Origin of the sequence: Methylibium sp. (genome assembly GCF_965279545.1) — a bacterium.
Classification (GTDB): Bacteria; Pseudomonadota; Gammaproteobacteria; order Burkholderiales; family Burkholderiaceae_C; genus Methylibium.
Genome location: NZ_OZ257250.1, coordinates 3408667 through 3430612, shown reverse-complemented (window position 1 = coordinate 3430612; position 21946 = coordinate 3408667). Strand labels below are relative to the sequence as shown.

The following is a 21946-nucleotide window of genomic DNA, read 5'->3' as shown; positions in this document are numbered from 1 at the left end:
CAGGGGCCGAAGCGGCCAGGGCGCAACGCCATCGTCGCGGATGCCACCACGGTGGGTGTGCCACGTTGCACAGCATGCCGTCAAATGAAGCGGGAACCGGGTGGGGCTGCCTGACAACCCTGTCCGCTTCTCCCCGATTCGAAAGCAAGAGTCGGGGTGTCTCGTCGGTTCACGACGCCTAAAGTTGTCGTATCGATGGACGGAAACGACAGCAGACCATGAACATGAACACCAAGACCGAACGGCTCGCCGCGGCAACCGTGAGCGATCCGCGCTGGGCGGCGGTGGTGGCCCGCGACCCGCAGGCCGACGGTCGGTTCTTCTATTCAGTCCGCTCGACCGGCGTGTACTGCCGGCCGAGCTGCCCGGCGCGAGCGGCCCGGCCCGAGAACGTGGCCTTCCATGCGACGGCGGCAGACGCGCAGCGCGCGGGCTTCCGTCCCTGCCTGCGCTGCAAGCCCGATCAGCTCTCGCTCGCGGCCCGGCAGGCGGCCAGGGTCGCCGAGTTGTGCCGCTTCATCGAAGCCGCGGAGCAGGCGCCGACACTCGAGGAGCTGGCACGGCACGCCGGCATGAGCGCCTACCACCTGCACCGCGTCTTCAAGGCCGCGACCGGCCTGACGCCCAGGGCCTATGCCGCCGCGCACCGCGCCCGGCGCCTGCGCGAAGCGCTCGGCCGCAGCGGCACGGTGACCGACGCGATCTATGGCGCCGGCTACAACTCCGGCGGCCGCTTCTACGAAGAGGCCGATCAGGTGCTCGGCATGACTGCCACGCGCTACCGCGCCGGCGGCGCCGACACCGCGATCCGCTTCGCCATCGGGCAATGCTCGCTCGGTGCCATCCTCGTCGCGCAAAGCGACCGCGGTGTCTGCGCGATCCTGATCGGCGACGACCCGGACACGCTGGCGCACGATCTGCAGGACCGCTTCCCGCAGGCGCAGCTGATCGGCGGCGAGGCGGCCTTCGAGCAGCTCGTTGCGCGGGTGGTCGGCTTCGTCGAGGCGCCGCGGCTCGGCCTCGACCTGCCGCTCGACGTGCGCGGCACCGCCTTCCAGCAGCGCGTCTGGCAGGCGCTGCGCGAGATCCCGGCCGGGCGGACCGCGAGCTACGCCGACATCGCGCAGCGCATCGGAAACCCGAAATCGGTGCGGGCCGTGGCGCAGGCCTGCGGCGCCAATGCGCTGGCCGTGGCGATTCCCTGCCACCGGGTCGTGCGCAGCGACGGCGCGCTGTCCGGCTATCGCTGGGGTGTCGAGCGCAAGCGCGCGCTGCTCGAAAGGGAAGCGAAGGCATGAACGCACGCGACAGGACGCGGCCTGAACCGGTGGCGGGCATGGCGGTGCGCTCGACGATGGACCTGTTCGCGGCCGCCGATGCGAGCCCGCCCACGCCGCCGTCGACCGAGCCGCTCGCGCCCGGCGCCATCGTGTGGCGCGGCGGGGCGGCGTCCTGCGCCGGCGCCTTGCTGGCCGACCTGCAAGGCGTGCTCGACGCAGCGCCCTTGCGGCACATGCTCACCCCCGGCGGCTTTCGCATGTCGGTGGCGATGACCAACTGCGGCGCGCTCGGCTGGGTCAGCGACGTCACGGGCTACCGCTACGACGCGGCGGATCCGGACAACGCCCGCCCCTGGCCGGCGATGCCGCGGTCCTTCCTCGACCTCGCGACGCGCGCCGCGGCGCAGGCCGGCTTCGACGGTTTCGCGCCCGACGCCTGCTTGGTCAATCGCTACGAGCCCGGAGCCCGGCTGAGCCTGCACCAAGACAGGAACGAACGCGACTTCCGCGCGCCGATCGTCTCGGTTTCGCTCGGCCTGCCCGCGGTCTTCCTGTTCGGCGGCACGAAGCGCAGCGACCGGGCCGCGAGGCTGCCGCTGGCGCACGGCGACGTGGTGGTGTGGGGTGGGCCCGCCCGGCTGCGCTACCACGGCGTGCTGGCGCTGAAGGAGGGGCAGCACGCGCTGACGGGCCGGCACCGCATCAACCTCACGTTCCGGCGGGCGGGCTGACGACGACAGTCCGCCTGGAGATAGTGTGTAGGTACCGCGCGTTGCTGCCGAGGGCGTCGGCCTTCCCGACAAGACACCGAACACCGCCACGAGCTCCTGCCCGAGCTCCAATCTGATGCGTTCGAACGCAACGCCGTATCAGTGGTCGCCGAACTCGTACCTCACGCCCACCCAGAAGGTGCGTGGGGCACCAGGAGCGTAGAAGGTGGCATGGCGCACCGGGCGGTCGCCATTGGCATCGGCCGGGAACGGGCGTGCCTCGAAGTTGCCGGCGTCGTTGAACCCGGTCGCGCCCAGCTGGGCGACGCTGCTGTACTTGCGGTCGAGCAGGTTGGTCACCTGGGCGAACAACTTCAGGCCGGCCGTGGGCCGGTAGTCGGTGTTCAGGTTCAGCACCGCGTAGCCGGGGTTGCGGCCCGAGCCGAGGTAGTAGACGCCGTCGGGCTGGTGCTGGCCGTTCTCGTTGCCGCGCGCCAGCGAACTGCCGATCGCGGTCAGGTCCAGGCCCACCGACCAGGACTCGCTCACCTGCACGTCGGTGAACAGCTTGAGGATGTGCCGCGGCACCAGCGGGATGCGGTCGCCCGGACGGATGTCGATCGTGCCTTCGACGCCGGGGAAGCCGTCTGCTGCGGAGCTGTTGCTGCTGTTGGACGAGCCATCGACCACCTCGCTGCTGCGGAAGGTCGCATCGAGGAAGGTGTAGTTGGCGCCGACCGTGAGGCCCTTGACCACCTGCGCGCTCGCTCCGAGTTCCACACCCTGGCGACGCGTCTTGCCGAAATTCTTGAAGTAGCCGAATCCGGCGGCATCGTCGGCGACGAACAGCAGGTCGTCCTTGTTGTCGGAGCGGAAGATGCCCACGTTCCAGGTGAACGCACCGGGTGCGCCGCCGCGCAGGCCGGCCTCGAAGGTGGTCGTCACCACCTGCTTGAGCGGCGGGTCGCCGGCGAAGGCGTTCGGCAGCTTGCAGGGATTGGCCGGGTCGGCGCAACCCAGCTCGATCGACGACGGCGCGCGGCTGCCCTGGTTCGCGCCGACGTAGGCGGTCAAGGTCTTGCTGGGGGAGAAGGTCAAGCCGATCGCCGGGTTGAGGCGGCTGTAGCGGTGGTCGCCGTCCAGTGAGCCCGGCCCGCCGCCGGGGGTGATCGCGTCGCGGTTCTTCACCGTGATGCGGTTGTAGCGCCCCGACAGCGTGAGGTGGGTGGCCGGGTTGAGCGCGAGCACGCTGCTGCCGTAGAGGCTGTAGGTGCGGGTGCGGCCAGAGAGGTCCACCCGGGTGTCGTAGGGCTCGCCGTCCGCATCGCCGCCATTGACGCCGTCGCCGATGGCGCCGACGCCGGTGATGGAGCGGTCGGGATTCAGGTAGCCGAGTTCGGAGCCCTGCGTGAACTCGCTGCGGCTGAAGTCGGCCGCGGCGCCCGCCACCAGCAGGTTGGGCAGCCCGAACAGCGTGCTGTCAAGGTTCAGCTGTCCGCCGAGACCGTAGTTGCTCTGGTCGGTGCGGGTCTGGTTGATCACGCCGTTGCACTTCTCGGCCGGCTCGTCGAGCAGCAGCGCATTGGCGATGCAGCGCCACTTGGGGAACGCGGTGTTGGCCGCGGTCTCGCCGGCGGTCGGGAAGCCGGTGTAGCCGGCGGCGGTGAGCGCCGTCTGCTCACCGGCGTTCGGCTGGTACAGCGCCTGGTCGAACGAGTCGTCGTTGATGTCGCCGTTGTAGGTCGAGGTCTTGATCTTGCGGTAGTAGACATTGCCGGAGAACGACAGCCCGTCGCTCAGGCCCTGGCTGAGCGCGAGGTTCAGCAGCCACGCCCGGTTCTTGGTGTTGTCGGGCTTGGTGTAGACGCTGGCGTAGTCGCGCTCCAGGAAGCGCTGTTCCTGCAGGCCGTTGCCGTTCAGGTCGGTGTCGGCGACCGCCGCGGTCAGCGAGACCGAGGTGTCGGCGGACTTGAAACCCAGCTTGCCGAACAGCTGCTTCACGTCGGAGGGCGAATCGTCGCGCCAGCCGTCTTCGCGGAACTTGTTGCCGGTGGCGAACCAGTTCAAGCCGCTGTCCTGGCTGCCGCCCGTTTCGAACTCCACCGCAGCCCGCTTGTGCGAGCCTGCCAGGAACTGCACCGAGCTGCCCGGGTTCTTCAGGCCGTCCTTGGTCTGCACCGACAGCGCACCGCCCAGCGTGTTGAGCCCGAACAGCGGGTTGGAGCCGGGCATCAGCGCGATCGAGGAGATCGCCGACTTGGGCACCAGGTCCCAGCTCACCACGTCGCCGAAGGGCTGGTTGAGCCTGACGCCGTCCAGGTAGACCGACAAGCCCTGCTGGGTCCCGAGCAGGGGGGACGCGGTGTAGCCGCGGAAGTTCACGTCCGGCTGGAAGGGGTTGTTCTGGACCTCGTTGACGTAGACGCTGCCCAGCCGGCGGTTGATGAAACTCGTCAGGTCGATCGCGTGGCTGCGCTCGAGGTCGGCCGAGGTCGCGGTCTGCACATTGGCCGGCACCTGGCCCTTCGGAACGCCGAGCCCCGGCAGCGGGGTGACGCCGATGACTTCGACGCGCTCGAGCTGGGCGGCCGGGGGGGACTCCTGGGCGACCACCGGGCCGGAACTGGCGAGACCCCATACGGATGCGGCAGCGACGGCGATGGCGTGGCGCCGGAAGGCGGGGTGGCGGGCGGACATGTCAACTCTCCTCTTGTCGATTTCTTGGTGTGGGTCGGTGTCTGCCGAACGGCACGGGCGAGCCGAACCACGCCGAGCCGCCGGCAGACACAAGTCGAATCATGGGTTTGCGCGGGCCCGGGTTCGTCGGGAAAAGCTCCCGACCTGACGCCGTCGGGGGTAAGACCGGAGGCCGTGCCGGCGGTCTCGGGTTTGCCCTGTGCGGGTTCGTCCCGGGTCGTGTGGGCGCTCAGATCGCCAGCGCCGTCGTGTTTTTCACTTCTTCCATCGCGGCATAGGTGCGCGTCTCGCGCACGCCGGGCAGCGCCCAGATCACGCTTCAGGCGCGCCTCGTAGCCGAGGATGTAGCCCTCGCGCGTGAGCCGCTTCACGCGCGTCACTGACCGCCGTACGCTAGCAGGAAAGGAACGGCGGCCAAGGTGGTGGCCGCGCCTGCTCCGCACGAGGTTCGTCATGCCGCTGCCCAGCCCCCCGCCCGAGTCCCGCCTGCCATCGCCGCTGCGCGACGAGGCCCCCGTCGTCGTCGCCCGGCTGGCGGCGCTGGCCGGTGCGCTGGACTGGGCCGCGGCGCAGGCGCAGGCGCGCCCCTGGGTGCAGGCGGTGCGCGACGAGCCGGCGCCGTTCTGGGCCATGGAGTCCTTGCTGCGCGAGTACCCGATCGCCAGCAGCGAGGGTCTGGCGCTGATGCGGCTGGCCGAGGCACTGCTGCGCGTGCCCGACGCCGCCACCGCCATCGTGCTGACGGCCGACCAGCTGGGCCGCGCCGACTTCGACGCCGCCGCCGAAGGCCCGCACAAGCTGCTGGCCAGCCTGTCGGCCAGCGCCATCGCGCTGTCGAAGAAGTTTCTGCCCGACAGCGACAACCCGCCCGGCCTGTTCAAGCGCCTGGGCGCGCAGACGGTCGTCGCCGCGACGGTGCGCGCCATCCAGTTGCTGGGCCGTCAGTTCGTGCTCGGCCAGTCGATCGCCGAGGCGCTGGTCGAGGCCCGCGGCCAGCGCACGGCCCAGCCGCAGCTGCGTTTCAGCTTCGACATGCTGGGCGAGGGCGCGCGCACCGAGCGCGACGCGCAGCGCTACCTGCGGTCCTACCGCGACGCGATCACGGCGATCGCCGCGGCGGTCGAACCCGGCGCCGGGCCCGAAACCAACGACGGCATTTCCATCAAGCTCTCGGCGCTGTTCCCGCGCTACGAAGATTCGCAGCGCGCACGCGTCGTCGCCGAGCTGCTGCCGCGCGTGCTGACGCTCGTCGACGATGCGGCGGCGGCCGACATCAACCTCACCGTCGATGCCGAGGAGAGTGACCGGCTCGAACTCTCGCTCGAGCTGATCGACGCCGCGGCCGCGCACATCGCGGTGCGGCATCCGCGCTGGCGTGGCTTCGGCCTGGCGATCCAGGCCTACCAGACGCGCGCCGAGGAGTGCGTGCACGAGGTCGCACGCATCGCCCGTGCTCACGGCCTGCGCTTCATGGTGCGGCTGGTCAAGGGCGCCTACTGGGACTTCGAGATCAAGCGCGCGCAGGAGCTGGGCCTGGCGGCCTACCCGGTGTTCACGCACAAGCACCACACCGACATCTCCTACCTCGCCTGCGCGAAGGCACTGCTCGACCACGCCGACGTCATCTACCCGCAGTTCGCCACCCACAACGCCGGCACCATCGCGGCCATCGCCCAGATGGCCCGGGTGCGCCGCGCACCGTTCGAGCTGCAGCGCCTGCATGGGATGGGCGAAGGGGTCTACCGCGAAGTGTCGCGGCAGCCCCCTGCGGGTGAACTGACGACCATGCCCCCCGCTCCCCCCGCTCGAGCGGGGGGGCTGCCGGCGCGGCTGCCGGTGCGCATCTACGCGCCGGTCGGCGAGCACCGCGACCTGCTGGCCTACCTGGTGCGCCGCCTGCTGGAGAACGGCGCCAACTCGTCCTTCGTGCACCAGCTCGCCGACCCGCAGGTCGATGTCGACGCGCTGCTCGCGTCGCCACTGCAGGCCGCGCCCGAGCCGGGCCAGCCGTCGCCGCTGCAGCTCTACGGCAGCGCGCGGCGCAATGCGCTGGGCGTCGACCTGAGCATCACTGCCGCGCGCGCGCCGCTGCTGGCCGCGGTGGCGGCCACCCGCGTGCCCGAGGTGCCCGAGACGCCCGCGCCCGAGATCGACGCGACGATGCGCCGCCTGCATGCCGGCCAAGTGGCCTGGAGCGACACGCCGCTGGCCGAGCGCGCTGCCGCGCTGCTGCGCGCCGCCGACCGGCTGGAGGCCGAGCTGCCGGCCTGGTGCGGGCTGCTGGTGAAGGAGGCGCACAAGACGCTCGGCGACTGCGTGGCCGAGCTGCGCGAGGCGGTCGACTTCTGCCGCTACTACGCGCAGCAGGCACAGGACCGCCTGGGCTCCCGCGAGCTGCCCGGGCCGACCGGCGAATCGAACACGCTGCACCTGCACGGCCGCGGTGTGTTCGTCTGCATCAGCCCGTGGAACTTCCCGCTCGCCATCTTCGCGGGCCAGGTGGTCGCCGCGCTGGTGGCCGGCAACAGCGTGGCCGCCAAGCCGGCCGAGCAGACGCCGGCCGTCGCGCAGCGTTTCGTCGAGTTGCTGCACGCCGCCGGCGTGCCGCGCGATGCGCTGGCGCTGCTGCACGGTCCGGGCGAGACGGTCGGTGCCGCGCTCGTGGCGCACCCGCTGGCGGCCGGCGTGTGCTTTACCGGTTCGACGCAGGTGGCCAAGATCATCCAGCGCACGCTGGCCGCGAAGGACGGACCGATCGTGCCGCTGATCGCCGAGACCGGCGGCCTCAACGCGATGGTGGTCGACAGCAGCGCGCTGCCCGAGCAGGTGGCGGACGCGGTGGTGCAGAGCGCCTTCCGCTCGACCGGTCAGCGCTGCTCGGCGCTGCGCCTGCTGTGCGTGCACCTGGCAATAGCCGACGGCGTGATCGCGATGATCGGCGGCGCGCTGCAGGAGCTGGCCGTCGGCGACCCGGCCGACGTCGCCACCGACGTCGGCCCGGTGATCGACGCCGAGGCGCACGCCGGCCTCGTGCGCCACGTCGAGCGGCTCGAACGCGACGCCAAGCGGCTGGCGCGCGGCACGCTGCCCGACGGCGTGCCGGGCCACTTCATCGCGCCGGCCGCCTACGAGATCGCGCGGGTGAGCGAGCTGCAGCACGAGGTGTTCGGCCCGCTGCTGCACATCGTGCGCTGGGGCCCGGGCACCGCCGCGCCGGACGTCGACGCGCTGGTCGCGCAGATCAATGCGCTGGGCTACGGCCTGACGCTCGGCGTGCAGACGCGCATCGACGCGCGTGCGCAGCGCATCGCGCACGCGGCGCGCGTCGGCAACGTCTACGTCAACCGCAACATGATCGGCGCGGTGGTCGGCGTGCAGCCCTTCGGCGGCGAAGGCCTCAGCGGCACCGGCCCGAAGGCCGGCGGGCCGCTCTACCTGTACCGCTTCTGCGCCGAGCAGGTGGTGACGGTCAACACCGCGGCGGCCGGCGGCAATGCCGCGCTGCTGGCGGGGGCGGGCGGGCCGGCGGAACACGGCGACGCTCGCTAGACTCGAAGCGCTTGAAGCGCCGGGCCCGGCAAGCGGTCGGGCCTCGTCCATCTTTGTCCTCAGGGAGTCCCGATGAACCACCTGTCCTCTCCCATCGCGTTCATCGGCGGCGGCAACATGGCCAGCGCGCTCATCGGCGGCCTGCTGCGCAGCGGCGTGCAGGCGCACGAGATCCTGGTCGTCGAGCCCTGGGCCGAGCAGCGCGAGCGGCTGAAAGACCTGTTCGGCATCCAGGCCACCGAGCAGGCGACCCCCGCGCTCGCCGACGCCGGCCTGGTGGTGTGGGCCGTCAAGCCGCAGCTCTTCAGGGAAGCCGCCGCGCCCTGCGCCGCGCACGTGGGCGAGGCGGCGCAACTGAGCGTCATGGCCGGCATCCGCACCGAGGCGATCGTGGCCGCCACCGGCAACCCCTGCGTGGTGCGGGCGATGCCCAACACGCCGGCGCTGATCGGCCAGGGCATCGCCGGGCTGTACGCGCGGCCCGAGGTCGACGCCGGCCAGCGCAGCAGTGTCGAGGCCGTGCTGGCACCGACCGGCGCCACGCTGTGGGTCGAGCGTGAAGCCGACCTCGACGCGGTGACCGCGCTGTCGGGCTCCGGCCCGGCCTACGTGTTCCTGTTCATCGAAGCGCTGATGGACGCCGCGCGCGACATGGGCCTGACGCCCGAGCAGGGCCGCGCGCTGGCGCTCGGCACCTTCTCCGGCGCCAGCGCGCTGGCCGCGCAGAGCCCGGAGCCGCCGTCGGTGCTGCGCGAGCGCGTCACCTCCAAGGGCGGCACCACCCACGCGGCGCTCGGCTCGATGCAGGCCGACGGCGTGCGCGAGGCGATCGTGCGCGCGGTGCGTGCGGCGCAGCAGCGCGCCGCCGAACTGGGCGACGAATTCGGCCGCTGAGCCGGCGGCACCCCGCGAGCCGGCGTGCTCCCTCTCCACCGGCCGCCGGGGGAGAGGGCTGGGGTGAGGGGGCGGGTGCGCCGCGCCGATCGGCGGCACATCGAAGCCCGATGAGCGGCGCCTGCGACGGGCATGCAAACCCGGCATCAACCCGGTAGGCGCGCCGGCGTGTCGGCGCCTACAGTCTCGTGGCCGTGCCACGAACGCGGCTTCATCCAGACCCCACAAGGACACCGCATGAGCGCCAAGACCGATCCCACGCAGCTGAGCTCCTACCTTTCCTACGTCACGCCCTCGCCCACCAGCCCCTGGGGCACCTATTTGTCTCAGGTCGACCGCGTGATTCCCTATCTCGGCCCGCTCGGCAAGTGGGCCGAGACGCTGAAGCGACCCAAGCGCGCGCTGATCGTCGACGTGCCGATCGAGATGGACAACGGCGTGGTGCGCCACTTCGAGGGCTTTCGCGTGCAGCACAACCTGAGCCGCGGCCCCGGCAAGGGCGGCGTGCGCTACCACCCCGACGTGACGCTCGAAGAGGTGATGGCGCTGGCCGCCTGGATGACGGTGAAGTGCGCCGCGGTGAACCTGCCCTACGGCGGCGCCAAGGGCGGCATCCGCGTCGACCCGAAGCAGCTTTCATTGAAGGAGCTGGAGAAGATGACGCGCCGCTACACCAGCGAGATCGGCATCATCATCGGCCCGCAGCGCGACATCCCGGCGCCCGACGTCAACACCAACGGCCAGATCATGGCCTGGATGATGGACACCTACTCGCAGAACACCGGCGCCACCGCGACCGGCGTCGTCACCGGCAAGCCCATCCACCTGGGCGGCTCGCTGGGCCGCGTGAAGGCCACCGGCCGCGGCGTGTTCGTCACCGGCCGCGAGGCGGCGCGCCGGCTCGGCCTGAAGCTCGACGGCGCGCGCGTGGCGGTGCAGGGCTTCGGCAACGTGGGCGGCTCCGCCGCGGAACTGTTCGCGCAAGCCGGCGCGAAGATCGTCGCGGCGCAGGACCACACCGGCACCATCTACAACGACAAGGGGCTCGACCTCGCCGAGCTGGTGCCCTACGTGAAGCAGGTCGGCGGCGTCGGCGGCTTCAAGGGCGCGGAGGCGATGGACGCCGAATCGTTCTGGGACGTGCAGGCCGAGATCCTGATCCCCGCCGCGCTGGAGGGCGTGATCAGCGCCGACCGCGCCCGGCGCATCAAGGCCAGGCTGGTGCTCGAAGGCGCCAACGGCCCCACGGTGCCCGAGGCCGACGACATCCTGCGCGAGCGCGACGTGCTGGTGGTGCCCGACGTGATCTGCAACGCCGGCGGCGTGACCGTCAGCTACTTCGAGTGGGTGCAGGACTTCTCGTCCTTCTTCTGGACCGAGGACGAGATCAACGTGCGGCTCGACAAGATCATGGTCGACGCGCTGCGGCGCATCTGGGACACCGCCGACCTGCACAAGATCACGCTGCGCACCGCGACCTTCGCGGTGGCCTGTGAGCGCATCCTCACGGCGCGCGAGGAGCGGGGGCTCTATCCCTGAGGTGGCGCACCGACCGTGAATCCTCCGCAGGTCAAACCTCAACGGCGGTCTTCAGGGCGATCAAGGCCTCATTGCAGGTAGTCGGCAACGAAGCCTTGAACTCCTTGGAGCATGTTCTCGACGTCGGACTTTGTGTAGGCGGCCCACTCGCCGTGTGCAGCTCGGTTCCGAATGGCGGCCCAGGCAGTGATTTGCTGCTGCTTCGTGACGTTGAAGACGCTGGCTTTGCAAAGTGCAACGTTCATCATGTCCAGTTTTCCAGCAGCTAAGCTGTGCTTTCCGGCTAGGTGCTTCAGTGTGACTTCCAGAGCGACACCGCAAAGGACGGCCGCGGCGTCCTTGTAGTCGGCGGAGAGGAGGGATGCAGCCTGCGAGATTGCATCGTCCATCGCTTCAGCCTTGGCGAGGCCTACGACTGAGAACAGATAGCCACCTTCATAGTCCTCCTTCGCTGCGCGAAGAACTGCGTGCAGACTACGAAACTCATGCTCGTAGCCGTTGAAGTTCTTGAGAAGATCTTTGAAACCTGCGAGGTGAAAGCTTGACTCACCGAACACGCGTTCGATGAGGGTCGCAACGCTCGACGCCCAACCGATGGCATCAGAGCGAAGTACGTGGTAGAGCGTCTTCTCACGAAAGGACGAAGTCGTCCTTGCGGCCAGAATTGCGTCAGCCCTTGCGTCGAGTTCGGCAAGACGACGCGAGATGAGAGGATCGAGGCGCATGGTCGCGGGTATGAGGCCTATCGTTTGACAGGAGAGGCGCTGGCCGGCTTGCCAGGCAGTGTCCTCTCGATGGAAGGTTTGGGCGTCACTAGCAGACTCGCTCACGCGACCGGCCGCCGAGCAACCTTCTTCGATTGCCGAAGCCCCTTGATGAAAGTGATTGATTCGTAATGATCGTCGAGAGCAATAAACACCCCGTTTGCCTTTGCCCATTCTTGAAGCCCGGTGTGGCAGGACTCCTTCCATGACAGAACTTCTACTTTCCAGCCTTTGCTGTGCATTCTTTTGAGATCTGCAAAGTAGCCCTTCCCAAGATGAGCACCCGCGCCGTCGCCGGTCAAGAGGACGGCTACGCCGGGAGGGCGATCAAGTACAGCGCGAAGCATATGGACTTGCAGAGCTTGATCAACCGCTTGTTCTTTACCTGTCTCCTCGCCTCTTTCGAAAAGCTAAAGTTCAACGCCAACTTCGCGCAGGCGCGCCCACAAGTCTTGCAGCTCAGGAGGCTGGGAGCCGACACAAACCCCGGCAACAATCTTCCTCCCGGCGCGCGCCAGTTCGTACAAATGATTGAATTGGATTCGTAGGTCTCTACCGACGGTTGCACCATCTCTCCCGCGTGCCACATCCTGAGCCGGGACGTAGATATTCGAGTTGTCCCAGAAAATGCAGACGTCTTGAACTGGTGTGGATTGCATAGTCGCTTGCTACCGCATTTGGATTTGCCAGTGGCAGACCATCGATGGTGGTCTGTGAAGCTCAACAAGGTTTGGAGATAGTGACGCTACCGGGCGCGTGTAGCCTAAGTCAATCTCTGGATTGCACAAATCCTGATGCCACGAGTACTTGCGATCTGAGGCCGCGGCAGGCGTTAGATCATCAAGTTCAACGCGTCACGCACGCCACGCCAGATCCACCACGATCCCCGCAAACACCGCGAACCCCACCCAGTGGTTCAACCGAAAGGCCTTGAAGCAGCCGTCGCGGCTGCGGTCCTTGATCAGCGTGTGGTGCCAGGCCACCTGCACCGCCGCCGCAGCCAGGCCGACGGCGAAGGGCACGCCGAGTCCCTGCCAGAAGCCGATGGCGCCCCAGACCAGCAGGTAGAGCTGGTAGAAGCTCATCACGGCCGCCACGTCGTGGCGGCCCAGCGTGATGGCGGAGGTCTTGATGCCGATGCGGAGGTCGTCGTCGCGGTCGACCATCGCATACTCGGTGTCGTAGGCCAGCACCCAGAACAGGTTGCCGATCAGCAGGCCCCAGGCCCACCACGGCACGGCGGCGTTCAGCGCGGTCAGGTCCCAGGCGCTGCCACCGCGCACCGCGCTGAAGGCCATCGGGATGCCGAAGCTGAAGGCCACGCCCAGCACCGCCTGCGGCATCGACACGAAGCGCTTTGCGTAGGGGTAGGCGAGCGTGATCGCCAGCGCCGCGAACGACAGTGCGATGGTCAGCGCATTGGTCGTCAGCACCAGCCCGAAGGCCGCCAGCGCCAGCACCGCACCGAGCGCCAGTGCCTCGCGCGCCGAGACCGCGCCGCGCGTCACCGGCCGCTGGGCGGTGCGCCTCACATGGCGGTCGAACTCGCGGTCGGCCACGTCGTTGACGCAGCAGCCGGCGCTGCGCATCAGCACCGTGCCGAGCGTGAACACCGCCAGCAGATGCCAGCCGGGGAAGCCGCCCGCGGCCAGCCACAGCGCGCCGAGCGTGGGCCACAGCAGCAGCAGCCAGCCGGCCGGCCGGTCCCAGCGGATCAGCTGCAGGTAGAGCGCCGGGCGCGACGGGCGAGATGTGTCGGGTTGGGCGGACATCGGGCGCGAGTGTAGGTGGCGGCATGGCGCTGTCGGCAAGGAGTCCACGCCGTCATGGACCCCTTGCCCGCTCCGTCGACTTTGCGCGCTTTCGTTCCCGATGGCCTTGGCGCCATTGCGGGAGCCGTGGCCGCCCCGTGGCTCATCGCCGCCGCCGATCGAGCCGCTGCCGCAGCGGCGGCTCGGCAGATCCGGCTCAGGCTTCCAGCAGCGAGCGCAGCATCCACGCCGACTGTTCGTGCACCGTGAGGCGCTGCGTCAGCAGGTCGGCGGTCGGTTCATCGGAGGCCTTGTCGGCCAGCGGGAACAGGTTGCGCGCGGTGCGGGCCACGGCCTCGTGGCCTTCGACGAGGATGCGCACCATCTCCAGCGCCTTGGGCGGCGAGGCCGGTGCGTCCTTCAGCGAGGTGAGGCTGCCGAACTGGCCGTAGGAGCCGGCGGCCGGGAAGCCCAGCGCACGGATGCGCTCGGCGATCGGGTCGACCGCGTTCCAGAGCTCGGTGTACTGCGTCATGAACATCAGGTGCAGCGTGTTGAACATCGGCCCGGTCACGTTCCAGTGGAAGTTGTGGGTCGTGAGGTAGAGCGTGTAGGTGTCGGCCAGCAGCGCGTTCAGGCCTTTGGCGATGGCGGCACGGTCCTTCTCCGAAATGCCGATGTTCACCGGCTGCGTGGCGTTCTTGGTCTTGGCCATCGTGTTCGCTCCTGGGTCAAATGGAATGGCTGGAACTGTAGCCGGGCCCGCTCAGGCGAGGTCGTAGCGGTCCAGGGTCATGACCTTGGTCCACGCGGCCACGAAGTCGTGCACGAACTTGGCGTGCGCGTCGGCGCTGGCGTACACCTCGACCAGCGCGCGCAGCACGGCGTTGGAGCCGAACACCAGGTCGACCCGCGTGCCGGTCCACTTCAGCTGGCCGGTCTGGCGGTCCTTGCCCTCGTACACGCCGTCGGCCGGCTTCCACGCCGTGCCCATGTCGAGCAGGTTGACGAAGAAGTCGGGGCTCAGCACGCCCGGCCGGTCGGTGAACACGCCGTGCTTGCTGCCGCCCGCGTTGGCGCCCAGCACGCGCAACCCGCCCACGAGCACGGTCATCTCGGGCGCCGTCAGTGTGAGCAGCTGCGCCTTGTCCACCAGCAGGTGCTCGACCGCAACGCCGGCCGGGCCCTTGAAGTGGTTGCGAAAGCCGTCGGCCACCGGCTCGAGCACCGCGAAGGACTCGACATCGGTCTGCTCCTGCGTGGCGTCGACGCGGCCGGGCGCGAACGGCACTTCGATGCCGACACCCGCCGCCTTGGCCGCCAGCTCCACGCCCACGCCGCCGGCCAGCACGATCACGTCGGCCAGCGAGAACCGGCCCGAGGCCTGCTGGATCGCCTCCAGCGTCGCCAGCACCTTGGCCAGTTCACCCGGGGTGTTGACCTCCCAGTCCTTCTGCGGCGCCAGGCGAAGGCGCGCGCCGTTGGCGCCGCCGCGCTTGTCGCCGCCGCGGAAGGTGGAGGCCGAGGCCCAGGCGGTGGCCACGAGCTGCGCGACCGTCAGGCTGGAGTTGCCAACTGCGGCGGCGATCTTCGCCTTCAGGTCGGCGATGTCGGCGGCATTCGGCGCCGGCAGCGTGGCCGGGGGCAGCGGGTCCTGCCAGATCAGCTCTTCCTTCGGCACCTCGGGGCCCAGGTAGCGCGCCTTCGGGCCCATGTCGCGGTGGGTGAGCTTGAACCAGGCGCGTGCGAAGGCCTCGGCAAAGGCCTGCGGGTTGCCCTGAAAGCGGCGCGAGATCTTCTCGAACGCGGGGTCGAGGCGCAGCGTGAGGTCGGTGGTCAGCATCGTCGGCTTGAGCTTCTTGCCGGGGACGTGCGCGTCGGGAATGATCTCCGGCGCATCCTTGGCCACCCACTGCTTCGCGCCGGCGGGCGACGCCGTCAGCTCCCACTCGAACTTGAACAGGTGGTCGAAGAAGTCGTTGCTCCAGCGCGCCGGCGTGGTGGTCCAGGTGACTTCCAGACCGCTGGAGACGGTGTCCTTGCCGTGGCCGCTGCCGAAGCTGCTGTGCCAGCCCAGACCTTGCGCCTCGAGCGGCGCGCCTTCGGGCTCGGGGCCCTTGTGCGATTCGGGCGCGGCGCCGTGCGCCTTGCCAAAGGTGTGGCCGCCGGCGATCAGCGCCACGATCTCCTCGTCGTCCATCGCCATGCGGCCGAAGGTCGCGCGGATGTCCTTGGCGGCGGCGACCGGATCGCCACTGGCGTTGGGCCCTTCGGGGTTGACGTAGATCAGGCCCATGTGGGTGGCGGCCAGCGGCTGGTCCAGGTCGCGGTCGCCGGTGAAGCGCTGGTCGGTGGCCAGCCAGGTGGTCTCGCTGCCCCAGTTCACGTCGTTGTCGGGTTCCCACACGTCCTCGCGGCCGCCGGCGAAACCGAAGGTGCGAAAGCCCATCGATTCCAGCGCCACGTTGCCGGTCAGGATCAGCAGGTCGGCCCAGCTGATGCGCAGTCCGTACTTCTGCTTGATCGGCCACAGCAGGCGGCGCGACTTGTCGATGTTCACGTTGTCGGGCCAGCTGTTGAGCGGCGCGAAGCGCTGCTGTCCGCGGCCGCCGCCGCCGCGGCCATCGGCCGTGCGGTAGGTGCCGGCGGCATGCCAGGCCATGCGGATGAACTGCGGGCCGTAGTGGCCGAAGTCGGCCGGCCACCAGTCCTGCGAATCGGTCATCAGCGCCAGCAGGTCCTTCTTGAGCGCGAAGTAGTCGAGCTTCTTGAACTCCTCGGCGTAGTCGAAGCCGGCGCCCAGCGGATCGGATTTGCTCGAGTGCTGGCTCAGCAGCTCCAGCCGCAGCTGGCTGGGCCACCAGTCCTTGTTCGTCGCGCCGCCGGCGGCGGCGTGGTTGAACGGGCACTGGGATTCGGTCGCCATGTCGGTCTCCTGAGGTTGTCCACGATGAGTCGAGGGCAGTTTAGGAGCCGGGTTCCGCCCGATCAATGACGGTGCGGCAATGGCGTCGATAGCCGCGGGGGTGGTTCGGCGCGGCCGGGCCCGGTGCGGTTCAGGCGGTCAGGCGGGTGACGCCCGGCAGCTCGCAGGCATAGACCGCATTGCGCAAGGCGGCGATCGCCTCGTAGCGCGTGAAGGTGCGGCGCCACGCCAGCACCACGCGCCGGGTCGGGAGCGGCGCAGTGAAAGGGACGTAGCGCAGGTGCGTTTGCATTTCCTTCGGCACGCTGAGCTGGGGTACGACGGTCACGCCCATGCCCGAGGCCACCATGTGCTTGATGGTTTCGAGCGAGGAGCCCTCGAAGCTCTTGCGGATGCCTTCCGCGTCGCTGGAGAAGCGCGCGAATTCGGGGCAGACCTCGAGCACGTGGTCGCGGAAGCAGTGGCCGGTGCCGAGCAGCAGCATCGTCTCCTTCTTCAGCTCTTCCGACGAGATGCTCTCGCGCTTCGCGAGCGGGTGGGTCGCGGGCGTGGCCACGACGAAGGGCTCGTCGTAGAGCGGTGCGATCGCCAGGCCGGTGTCGGGAAAGGGCTCGGCCATGATCGCGCAATCCAGCTCGCCGGTGCGCAGCATCTCGAGCAGCTTGACGGTGAAGTTCTCCTGCAGCATCAGCGGCATCTGCGGGAACATCTCGATCGCGTGCTTCACCAGGTCGGGCAGCAGGTAAGGCCCGATGGTGTAGATGATGCCCAGCCGCAGCGCACCGGCCAGCGGGTCCTGGCCGCGTTTGGCGATCTCCTTGATCGCTTGCGCCTGCTCGATCACGGCCTGGGCCTGGCGCACGATCTCCTCGCCCAGTGGTGTCATCGAGATCTCGCTGCTGCCGCGCTCGAAGATCTTCACGTCGAGTTCGTCCTCGAGCTTCTTGATCGCGACGCTGAGCGTCGGCTGAGAGACGAAGCAGGCCTCGGCCGCGCGCCCGAAGTGCCGTTCGCGCGCCACGGCGACGATGTAGCGAAGTTCGGTCAGCGTCATGGCGGGGCGTTGGGTCCGGCGGGTCCGTCGATCAAGGAAGGGGCAGGGTTCGGGGTGATGAACCCGTGCCTTGATTCTGGGGGCATTTCGCCGCGGCGACACGCGCGCGCAAGCGCGGGCGCTGCGCTCGGGTCAGCCGCGGCCGGCCGGGTTGCCCCGCGGCGCCGCCGATGCGGTCGCCAGGGCCTGCGCCTTCCACCGCAGCGCGCAGGCCAGCGCGACGGTGGCCAGCAGCGCCAAGACCACTGCCACCAGGTAGGCGCTACCCGATTCGCCCAGGTGCACATACAGCAAGGCGCCCGAATAGGTCAGGCCCACGCCTGCGGCGAACACCGGCAGCGGGTGCTCGCCGACGGTCTGCAGCAGTCGGCCCGGTCGGCTTCGAGCGAGCGAGGGGAAGGCCCACATCGCCGTGAAGAACGTGGAGATGACGACCAGCGTGTGCAGGATCCGGGTCGGGCCCAGCGTCGGTTGGTCAATGCCCGGCATGGTCGTGAAGAATGGGTCGAGCCACCGGGTGCGCGTGTCGACAAGGAACAGCAGCGTGACCGCGCCCATCGTGCCGGCGGCGACGGCGAAGGCGCGCACGCTGCCGGCGAGCCGCGTCTTCAGCGTGCGCAGCAGCGTGGCATTGCCCGCCGTCAGGCCGCCGAAGAACAGCACCGACCAGGCGAGTTTGTTCCAGCGCCCGGCCAAGGCGTCGTCGCCATAGCCCATGCCCAGGTAGCCGAACTCGGGGGCGACCTGAGACATCACGTACGCGATGACCGGCAGCAGGATTGCCGATCGCGGGGCCGCTTTCAGCACGGCGATGAAGGCCGGTGCGGCCATCAGATAGAGGACATAAGTGAAAAGAATGTCGAGCAGAGGCGGCCAGCGCAGCATCCACACGAAGTCCCAGGCGGCCTGGGTCGGCGCGCGAACCAGTGCGGCGATGCGCAAGCGGTCCAGTTGCTCGGGAGTCAGCACCCCGGCTGCGGCAACGGCGAAAACGAAGGCGTACAGCAGCAGCGACACCAGGTAGAGCTGGGCCGCTCGCCGCAGCAGGTGGCCCGTCGTGCGCCACCAGCGGTAGTCGGGCTTGTGGGGCCCGTAGATGTACCCGACCAGATAGCCCGACAACAGGAAGAACAGCTCGGCCGACGACGAGTAGCCGAAGCGCGACAAGGTCGGCACGCTGTGCCCGACGTAGCCGAGGTTCATGCAGAACCACGTCAGGTGATTGATGAGAATCGAGACCAGCGCAACGCCGCGCAGGATGTCGATCGACACGTCGCGTGCCGTGGGCGGGGCCGCTGTCGGTTGGTGAGCGGAGTGGGAGGTCGCCATCGAGAAGGTGTGAACAAGCGGCATCGTGGCTCGGCCGTATGGACTGTGTGCCCCATTGTCGTGCCATCGCCGTCCCGCGGATCTTCAGGCCAGCGTCAAACGTGGGTCAAGCCTTCAGGTACTCGGCCTTGCTGCCGAGCCAGCGATCCACGTGCGCCTGCGCCGCGCGCGGGTCGCGGTCGAGCAACTGCGGCGCGAGCTGGCGTGCGCGTTCGAGCAGCGCGCCGTCCTCGGTCAGGTCGGCGAAGCGCAGCAGCGCCGCGCCGCTCTGGCGCGCGCCCATGAACTCGCCGGGGCCGCGGATCTCGAGGTCGCGGCGCGCGATCTCGAAGCCGTCGCCGGTCTCGGCCATCGCGCGCAGGCGCGCCTTGCCGGTGTCCGACAGCGGCGGCGTGTAGAGCAGCACGCACACGCTCGCGACGCTGCCGCGGCCGACGCGCCCGCGCAGCTGGTGCAGCTGCGACAGGCCGAAGCGCTCGGCATGCTCGATCACCATCAGGCCGGCGTTCGGCACGTCGACGCCGACCTCGATCACCGTGGTCGACACCAGCACCGCCATCTGGCCGCCGGTGAACAGCGACATCACCGCTGCCTTCTCGGCGGCCGGCAGGCGGCCATGCAGCAGGCCGACCCTCGCGCCGGGCAGCGCCTCGCTGAGCAGGGCGTGCGTTTCGGTCGCGTTCTGCAGGTCCAGCGTCTCCGATTCCTCGATCAGCGGGCACACCCAATAGACCTGCCGGCCTTTCGCGACCTCGCCCTGGATGCGTGCGATCACGCTGTCGCGCCGGCCATCGGCGAATACCTTGGTGACGATCGGCGTGCGCCCCGGCGGCAACTCGTCGATGGTGCTCACGTCGAGATCGGCGAAGTAGGTCATGGCCAGCGTGCGCGGGATCGGCGTCGCGCTCATCATGAGGAGGTGCGGCTCGAGCGGACTGTCTTCGAGCTTGCGGCGCAGGGCGAGCCGCTGCGCGACGCCGAAGCGGTGCTGCTCGTCGATGACCGCCAGTCCGAGGCGCTCGAACTCGACGCGGTCCTGGATCACCGCGTGCGTGCCGACGATCAGCCGCGCTTCGCCGCTGGCCACGCGCTCGAGCATGCGCGTGCGCGCCTTGCCCTTGCGGCTGCCGGTGAGCCAGGCGATCTGCAGGCCCAGCGGTGCCAGCCAGCCGACCAGCTTGCGGAAATGCTGCTCGGCGAGGATCTCGGTCGGTGCCATCAAAGCGCACTGCCAGCCGGCATCGATGGCGATCGCCGCGGCCAGCGCCGCGACCACCGTCTTGCCCGAACCCACATCGCCCTGCAGCAGCCGGTTCATGGGTTGCGGGCGCGCCAGGTCGCGCGCGATCTCCTCGGCCACGCGCCGCTGTGCGGCGGTCAGCTGGAAGGGCAGCACCGCGAGCAGCTGCTCGTGCAGTCCGCCGGCCTGCGCCCGCAGCGCCGGCGCGCGCAGCCTCGCCCGCTCGCGCTGCGCCAGCCGCTGCGACAGCTGCTGCGCCAGCAGCTCGTCGAACTTCAGTCGTTGCCAGGCCGGGTGGCTGTGGTCTTCGAGCGTCGCGAGCATCACCTCGGGCGCCGGGTGGTGCAGGAACTGCAGCGCCTGCTTCAGGCCCGGCAGGCCGGTCGGCACGCTGCCCGCGGGCAGCAGCTCGTCGAGCGGAGCACGGTTCAGCGCCGAGGCCACGACCTTGCGCAGGTAGGCCTGCGGCAGCTGGGCACTCGTCGGGTAGACCGGTGTCAGCGCGGTCGCCAGCGGCGTATCGTCGCTCACCGCCCTGAAGGTCGGGTGCACCATCTCGCGGCCGAGGAAGCCGCCGCGCAGCTCGCCGCGCACGCGCAGCCGCGTGCCGACGGCGAGCGTTTTCTGGTGCGAGGGGTAGAAGTGCAGGAAGCGCAGCACCAGCTCGCCGCTGCCGTCGTCGAGCCGCACGACGAGCTGGCGGCGCGGCCGCAGCTCGACACGGCTGTCGCGCACCGTGCCTTCGATCTGCACGGTCTCGCCTTCGCGGGTGTCGGCGAGGCGTGCCACGCGGGTTTCGTCCTCGTAGCGCAGTGGCAGGTGCAGCGCGAGATCGATGTCGCGCACCAGTCCGAGCTTTTCCATGGCGCGCGCCGGGCCCGATTTCGTCGCCGGTGCCGCGGCCGCCGAGCCGGCGACGGACGGTGCGGAGCGCGAGGCGGGGCGCGGGGCCTGGGGCATGGAACAATTCTGCCTGCTGCCTCTCGTTTCGCATCAGGCCGGTCCAGCCTGTCCGCCATGTCCACCGCACCCGCTCGCTTCACCGCCGCCGATTTCGACTTCGCCCTGCCGCCGGAGCTGATCGCCCAGCATCCGGCGCCCGAGCGCAGCGGCTCGCGCCTGCTCGACGGCCGCGGCGATGCACCGCTCGACCGGCGCTTTCGCGAACTGCCCGCACTGCTGGCGCCGGGCGACCTGCTGGTGTTCAACGACACGCGCGTCATCAAGGCGCGGCTGTACGGCCACAAGGCCAGCGGCGGCAGCGTCGAGGCGCTGGTCGAGCGCGTGCTGCCCGGCACGCACGAGGTCTGGGCGCACCTGCGCGCGAGCAAGTCGCCCAAGCCCGGCAGCCGCGTGCGCTTCGCCGGCCGCGACGCGCACGCGGCCTTCGACGCCGAGGTGCTGGGCCGCTGCGGCCCGGACGGTTCGCTGTTCCACCTGCGCCTGCCGGGCGAGCCGTTCGCGCTGCTCGAACGACACGGGCACGTGCCGCTGCCGCCCTACATCACGCACACCGACGACGCCGACGACGAGCGCCGCTACCAGACCGTGTTCGCGCGCAGGCCCGGTGCCGTGGCTGCACCGACGGCCGCGCTGCATTTCGACGCGGACGTGCTGGCGGCGCTGCAGGCGCGCGGCGTCGGCAGCGCGAGCGTGACGCTGCACGTCGGTGCCGGCACCTTCCAGCCGGTGCGCGTCGAGAACCTGGCCGAGCACCGCATGCACAGCGAGTGGTTCGAGCTGCCGCAGGCCACGGTCGATGCGGTCGCGCGCACGCACCGCGAGGGCGGGCGCATCGTCGCGGTCGGCACGACCACGCTGCGAGCGCTCGAGTCGGCCGCACGGGGCGGCGCGCTGCGCGCCGGGGCGCGCGACACCGACATCTTCATCACGCCCGGCTTCGAATTCCGCGTGGTCGACCGGCTGCTCACCAACTTCCACCTGCCGCGCAGCACGCTGATGATGCTGGTCTGCGCCTTCGCCGGTTTCGATCGCATCCGGGCGCTGTATGCGCATGCGATCCGCGAGCGCTATCGCTTCTTCAGCTACGGCGACGCGATGCTGCTGGACCGGCGCTGAGCGACCGCGGCGCGTGCATTGCTTCAGGCGGGAGCAGGGCGTCGCGCCCGTGCCGCGTCACCGCTGCTCCCGCCTGCTCCATCGGGGCAAAACGCGGGTCTGCCTTGATATGGCTCAAGCGGTCCGGTGCGCAA

Annotated in this window: 15 protein-coding genes and 1 pseudogene; 7 read left to right on the top strand and 9 right to left on the bottom strand. The window is 69.7% G+C overall.

Annotation, left to right across the window (positions count from 1 at the left end; translation table 11 throughout):
• Nucleotides 1–218: 218 nt before the first annotated feature.
• Nucleotides 219–1298 (top strand): bifunctional DNA-binding transcriptional regulator/O6-methylguanine-DNA methyltransferase Ada, encoded by a 1080-nt coding sequence (gene ada / locus ACQY9S_RS16115; RefSeq protein WP_428420985.1) that lies wholly within the window; start codon nucleotides 219–221, stop codon nucleotides 1296–1298.
• Complete coding sequence (alkB, locus tag ACQY9S_RS16110) at nucleotides 1295–2011, top strand: DNA oxidative demethylase AlkB (protein WP_428420984.1); 717 nt, start codon at nucleotides 1295–1297, stop codon at nucleotides 2009–2011. Before ada ends, alkB begins: the two co-directional genes overlap by 4 nt.
• A gap of 138 nt (nucleotides 2012–2149) precedes the next feature.
• Here the strand turns inward: alkB and ACQY9S_RS16105 are convergent, their stop codons facing one another.
• Nucleotides 2150–4687, bottom strand: a complete 2538-nt coding sequence (locus tag ACQY9S_RS16105; RefSeq protein ID WP_428420983.1) for a TonB-dependent receptor — start codon at nucleotides 4685–4687, stop codon at nucleotides 2150–2152.
• A gap of 229 nt (nucleotides 4688–4916) precedes the next feature.
• Nucleotides 4917–5006 (bottom strand): annotated as a pseudogene (locus tag ACQY9S_RS16100) (ArsR family transcriptional regulator); the annotation flags it as partial.
• Between the two features lie 134 nt (nucleotides 5007–5140).
• Here ACQY9S_RS16100 and ACQY9S_RS16095 point away from each other — a divergent pair.
• The 3 genes from ACQY9S_RS16095 (at nucleotide 5141) to ACQY9S_RS16085 (ending at nucleotide 10669) form a co-directional block, all read left to right on the top strand.
• Complete coding sequence (locus ACQY9S_RS16095; RefSeq protein WP_428420982.1) at nucleotides 5141–8236, top strand: L-glutamate gamma-semialdehyde dehydrogenase; 3096 nt, start codon at nucleotides 5141–5143, stop codon at nucleotides 8234–8236.
• Between the two features lie 72 nt (nucleotides 8237–8308).
• A complete protein-coding gene (proC, locus tag ACQY9S_RS16090) occupies nucleotides 8309–9130 on the top strand; it encodes a pyrroline-5-carboxylate reductase (RefSeq protein WP_428420980.1) in 822 nt (273 codons plus the stop codon).
• A gap of 237 nt (nucleotides 9131–9367) precedes the next feature.
• Entirely contained in the window at nucleotides 9368–10669 is a 1302-nt protein-coding gene (locus tag ACQY9S_RS16085; protein ID WP_428420978.1) for a Glu/Leu/Phe/Val family dehydrogenase, read from the top strand.
• A gap of 68 nt (nucleotides 10670–10737) precedes the next feature.
• Here the strand turns inward: ACQY9S_RS16085 and ACQY9S_RS16080 are convergent, their stop codons facing one another.
• Nucleotides 10738–11394: a DUF4145 domain-containing protein gene (locus ACQY9S_RS16080; protein ID WP_428420976.1), complete on the bottom strand. Its 657-nt coding sequence runs from the start codon at nucleotides 11392–11394 to the stop codon at nucleotides 10738–10740.
• 314 nt (nucleotides 11395–11708) lie between these two features.
• On the opposite strand from ACQY9S_RS16080, the gene ACQY9S_RS16075 reads away from it, so the two are divergent.
• A complete protein-coding gene (locus tag ACQY9S_RS16075) occupies nucleotides 11709–11981 on the top strand; it encodes a hypothetical protein (RefSeq protein ID WP_428420974.1) in 273 nt (90 codons plus the stop codon).
• 306 nt (nucleotides 11982–12287) lie between these two features.
• On the opposite strand, the gene ubiA is transcribed toward ACQY9S_RS16075, so the two are convergent.
• The 6 genes from ubiA to recG all read right to left on the bottom strand — a co-directional run bounded on the left by ubiA (nucleotide 12288) and on the right by recG (nucleotide 20693).
• Nucleotides 12288–13205 carry a 4-hydroxybenzoate octaprenyltransferase gene (gene ubiA / locus ACQY9S_RS16070; RefSeq protein ID WP_428420973.1) on the bottom strand — a complete coding sequence of 306 codons (918 nt, stop codon included), beginning with the start codon at nucleotides 13203–13205 and terminating at the stop codon, nucleotides 12288–12290.
• 196 nt (nucleotides 13206–13401) lie between these two features.
• On the bottom strand, nucleotides 13402–13899 hold the full coding sequence (locus ACQY9S_RS16065; protein WP_428420971.1) for a Dps family protein: 498 nt from the start codon (nucleotides 13897–13899) through the stop codon (nucleotides 13402–13404).
• A 51-nt stretch (nucleotides 13900–13950) separates the two neighbouring features.
• Nucleotides 13951–16110, bottom strand: a complete 2160-nt coding sequence (gene katG, locus ACQY9S_RS16060) for a catalase/peroxidase HPI (RefSeq protein ID WP_428420969.1) — start codon at nucleotides 16108–16110, stop codon at nucleotides 13951–13953.
• A gap of 130 nt (nucleotides 16111–16240) precedes the next feature.
• On the bottom strand, nucleotides 16241–17164 hold the full coding sequence (locus ACQY9S_RS16055; RefSeq protein WP_428420967.1) for a LysR substrate-binding domain-containing protein: 924 nt from the start codon (nucleotides 17162–17164) through the stop codon (nucleotides 16241–16243).
• Between the two features lie 132 nt (nucleotides 17165–17296).
• A complete protein-coding gene (gene opgC, locus ACQY9S_RS16050) occupies nucleotides 17297–18493 on the bottom strand; it encodes an OpgC domain-containing protein (RefSeq protein WP_428420965.1) in 1197 nt (398 codons plus the stop codon).
• Nucleotides 18494–18599: 106 nt separating this feature from the next.
• A complete protein-coding gene (recG, locus tag ACQY9S_RS16045; protein ID WP_428420963.1) occupies nucleotides 18600–20693 on the bottom strand; it encodes an ATP-dependent DNA helicase RecG in 2094 nt (697 codons plus the stop codon).
• A 57-nt stretch (nucleotides 20694–20750) separates the two neighbouring features.
• Between recG and queA the strand changes: the two genes are divergently transcribed.
• Nucleotides 20751–21812: a tRNA preQ1(34) S-adenosylmethionine ribosyltransferase-isomerase QueA gene (queA, locus tag ACQY9S_RS16040; RefSeq protein WP_428420962.1), complete on the top strand. Its 1062-nt coding sequence runs from the start codon at nucleotides 20751–20753 to the stop codon at nucleotides 21810–21812.
• Nucleotides 21813–21946: the final 134 nt, after the last annotated feature.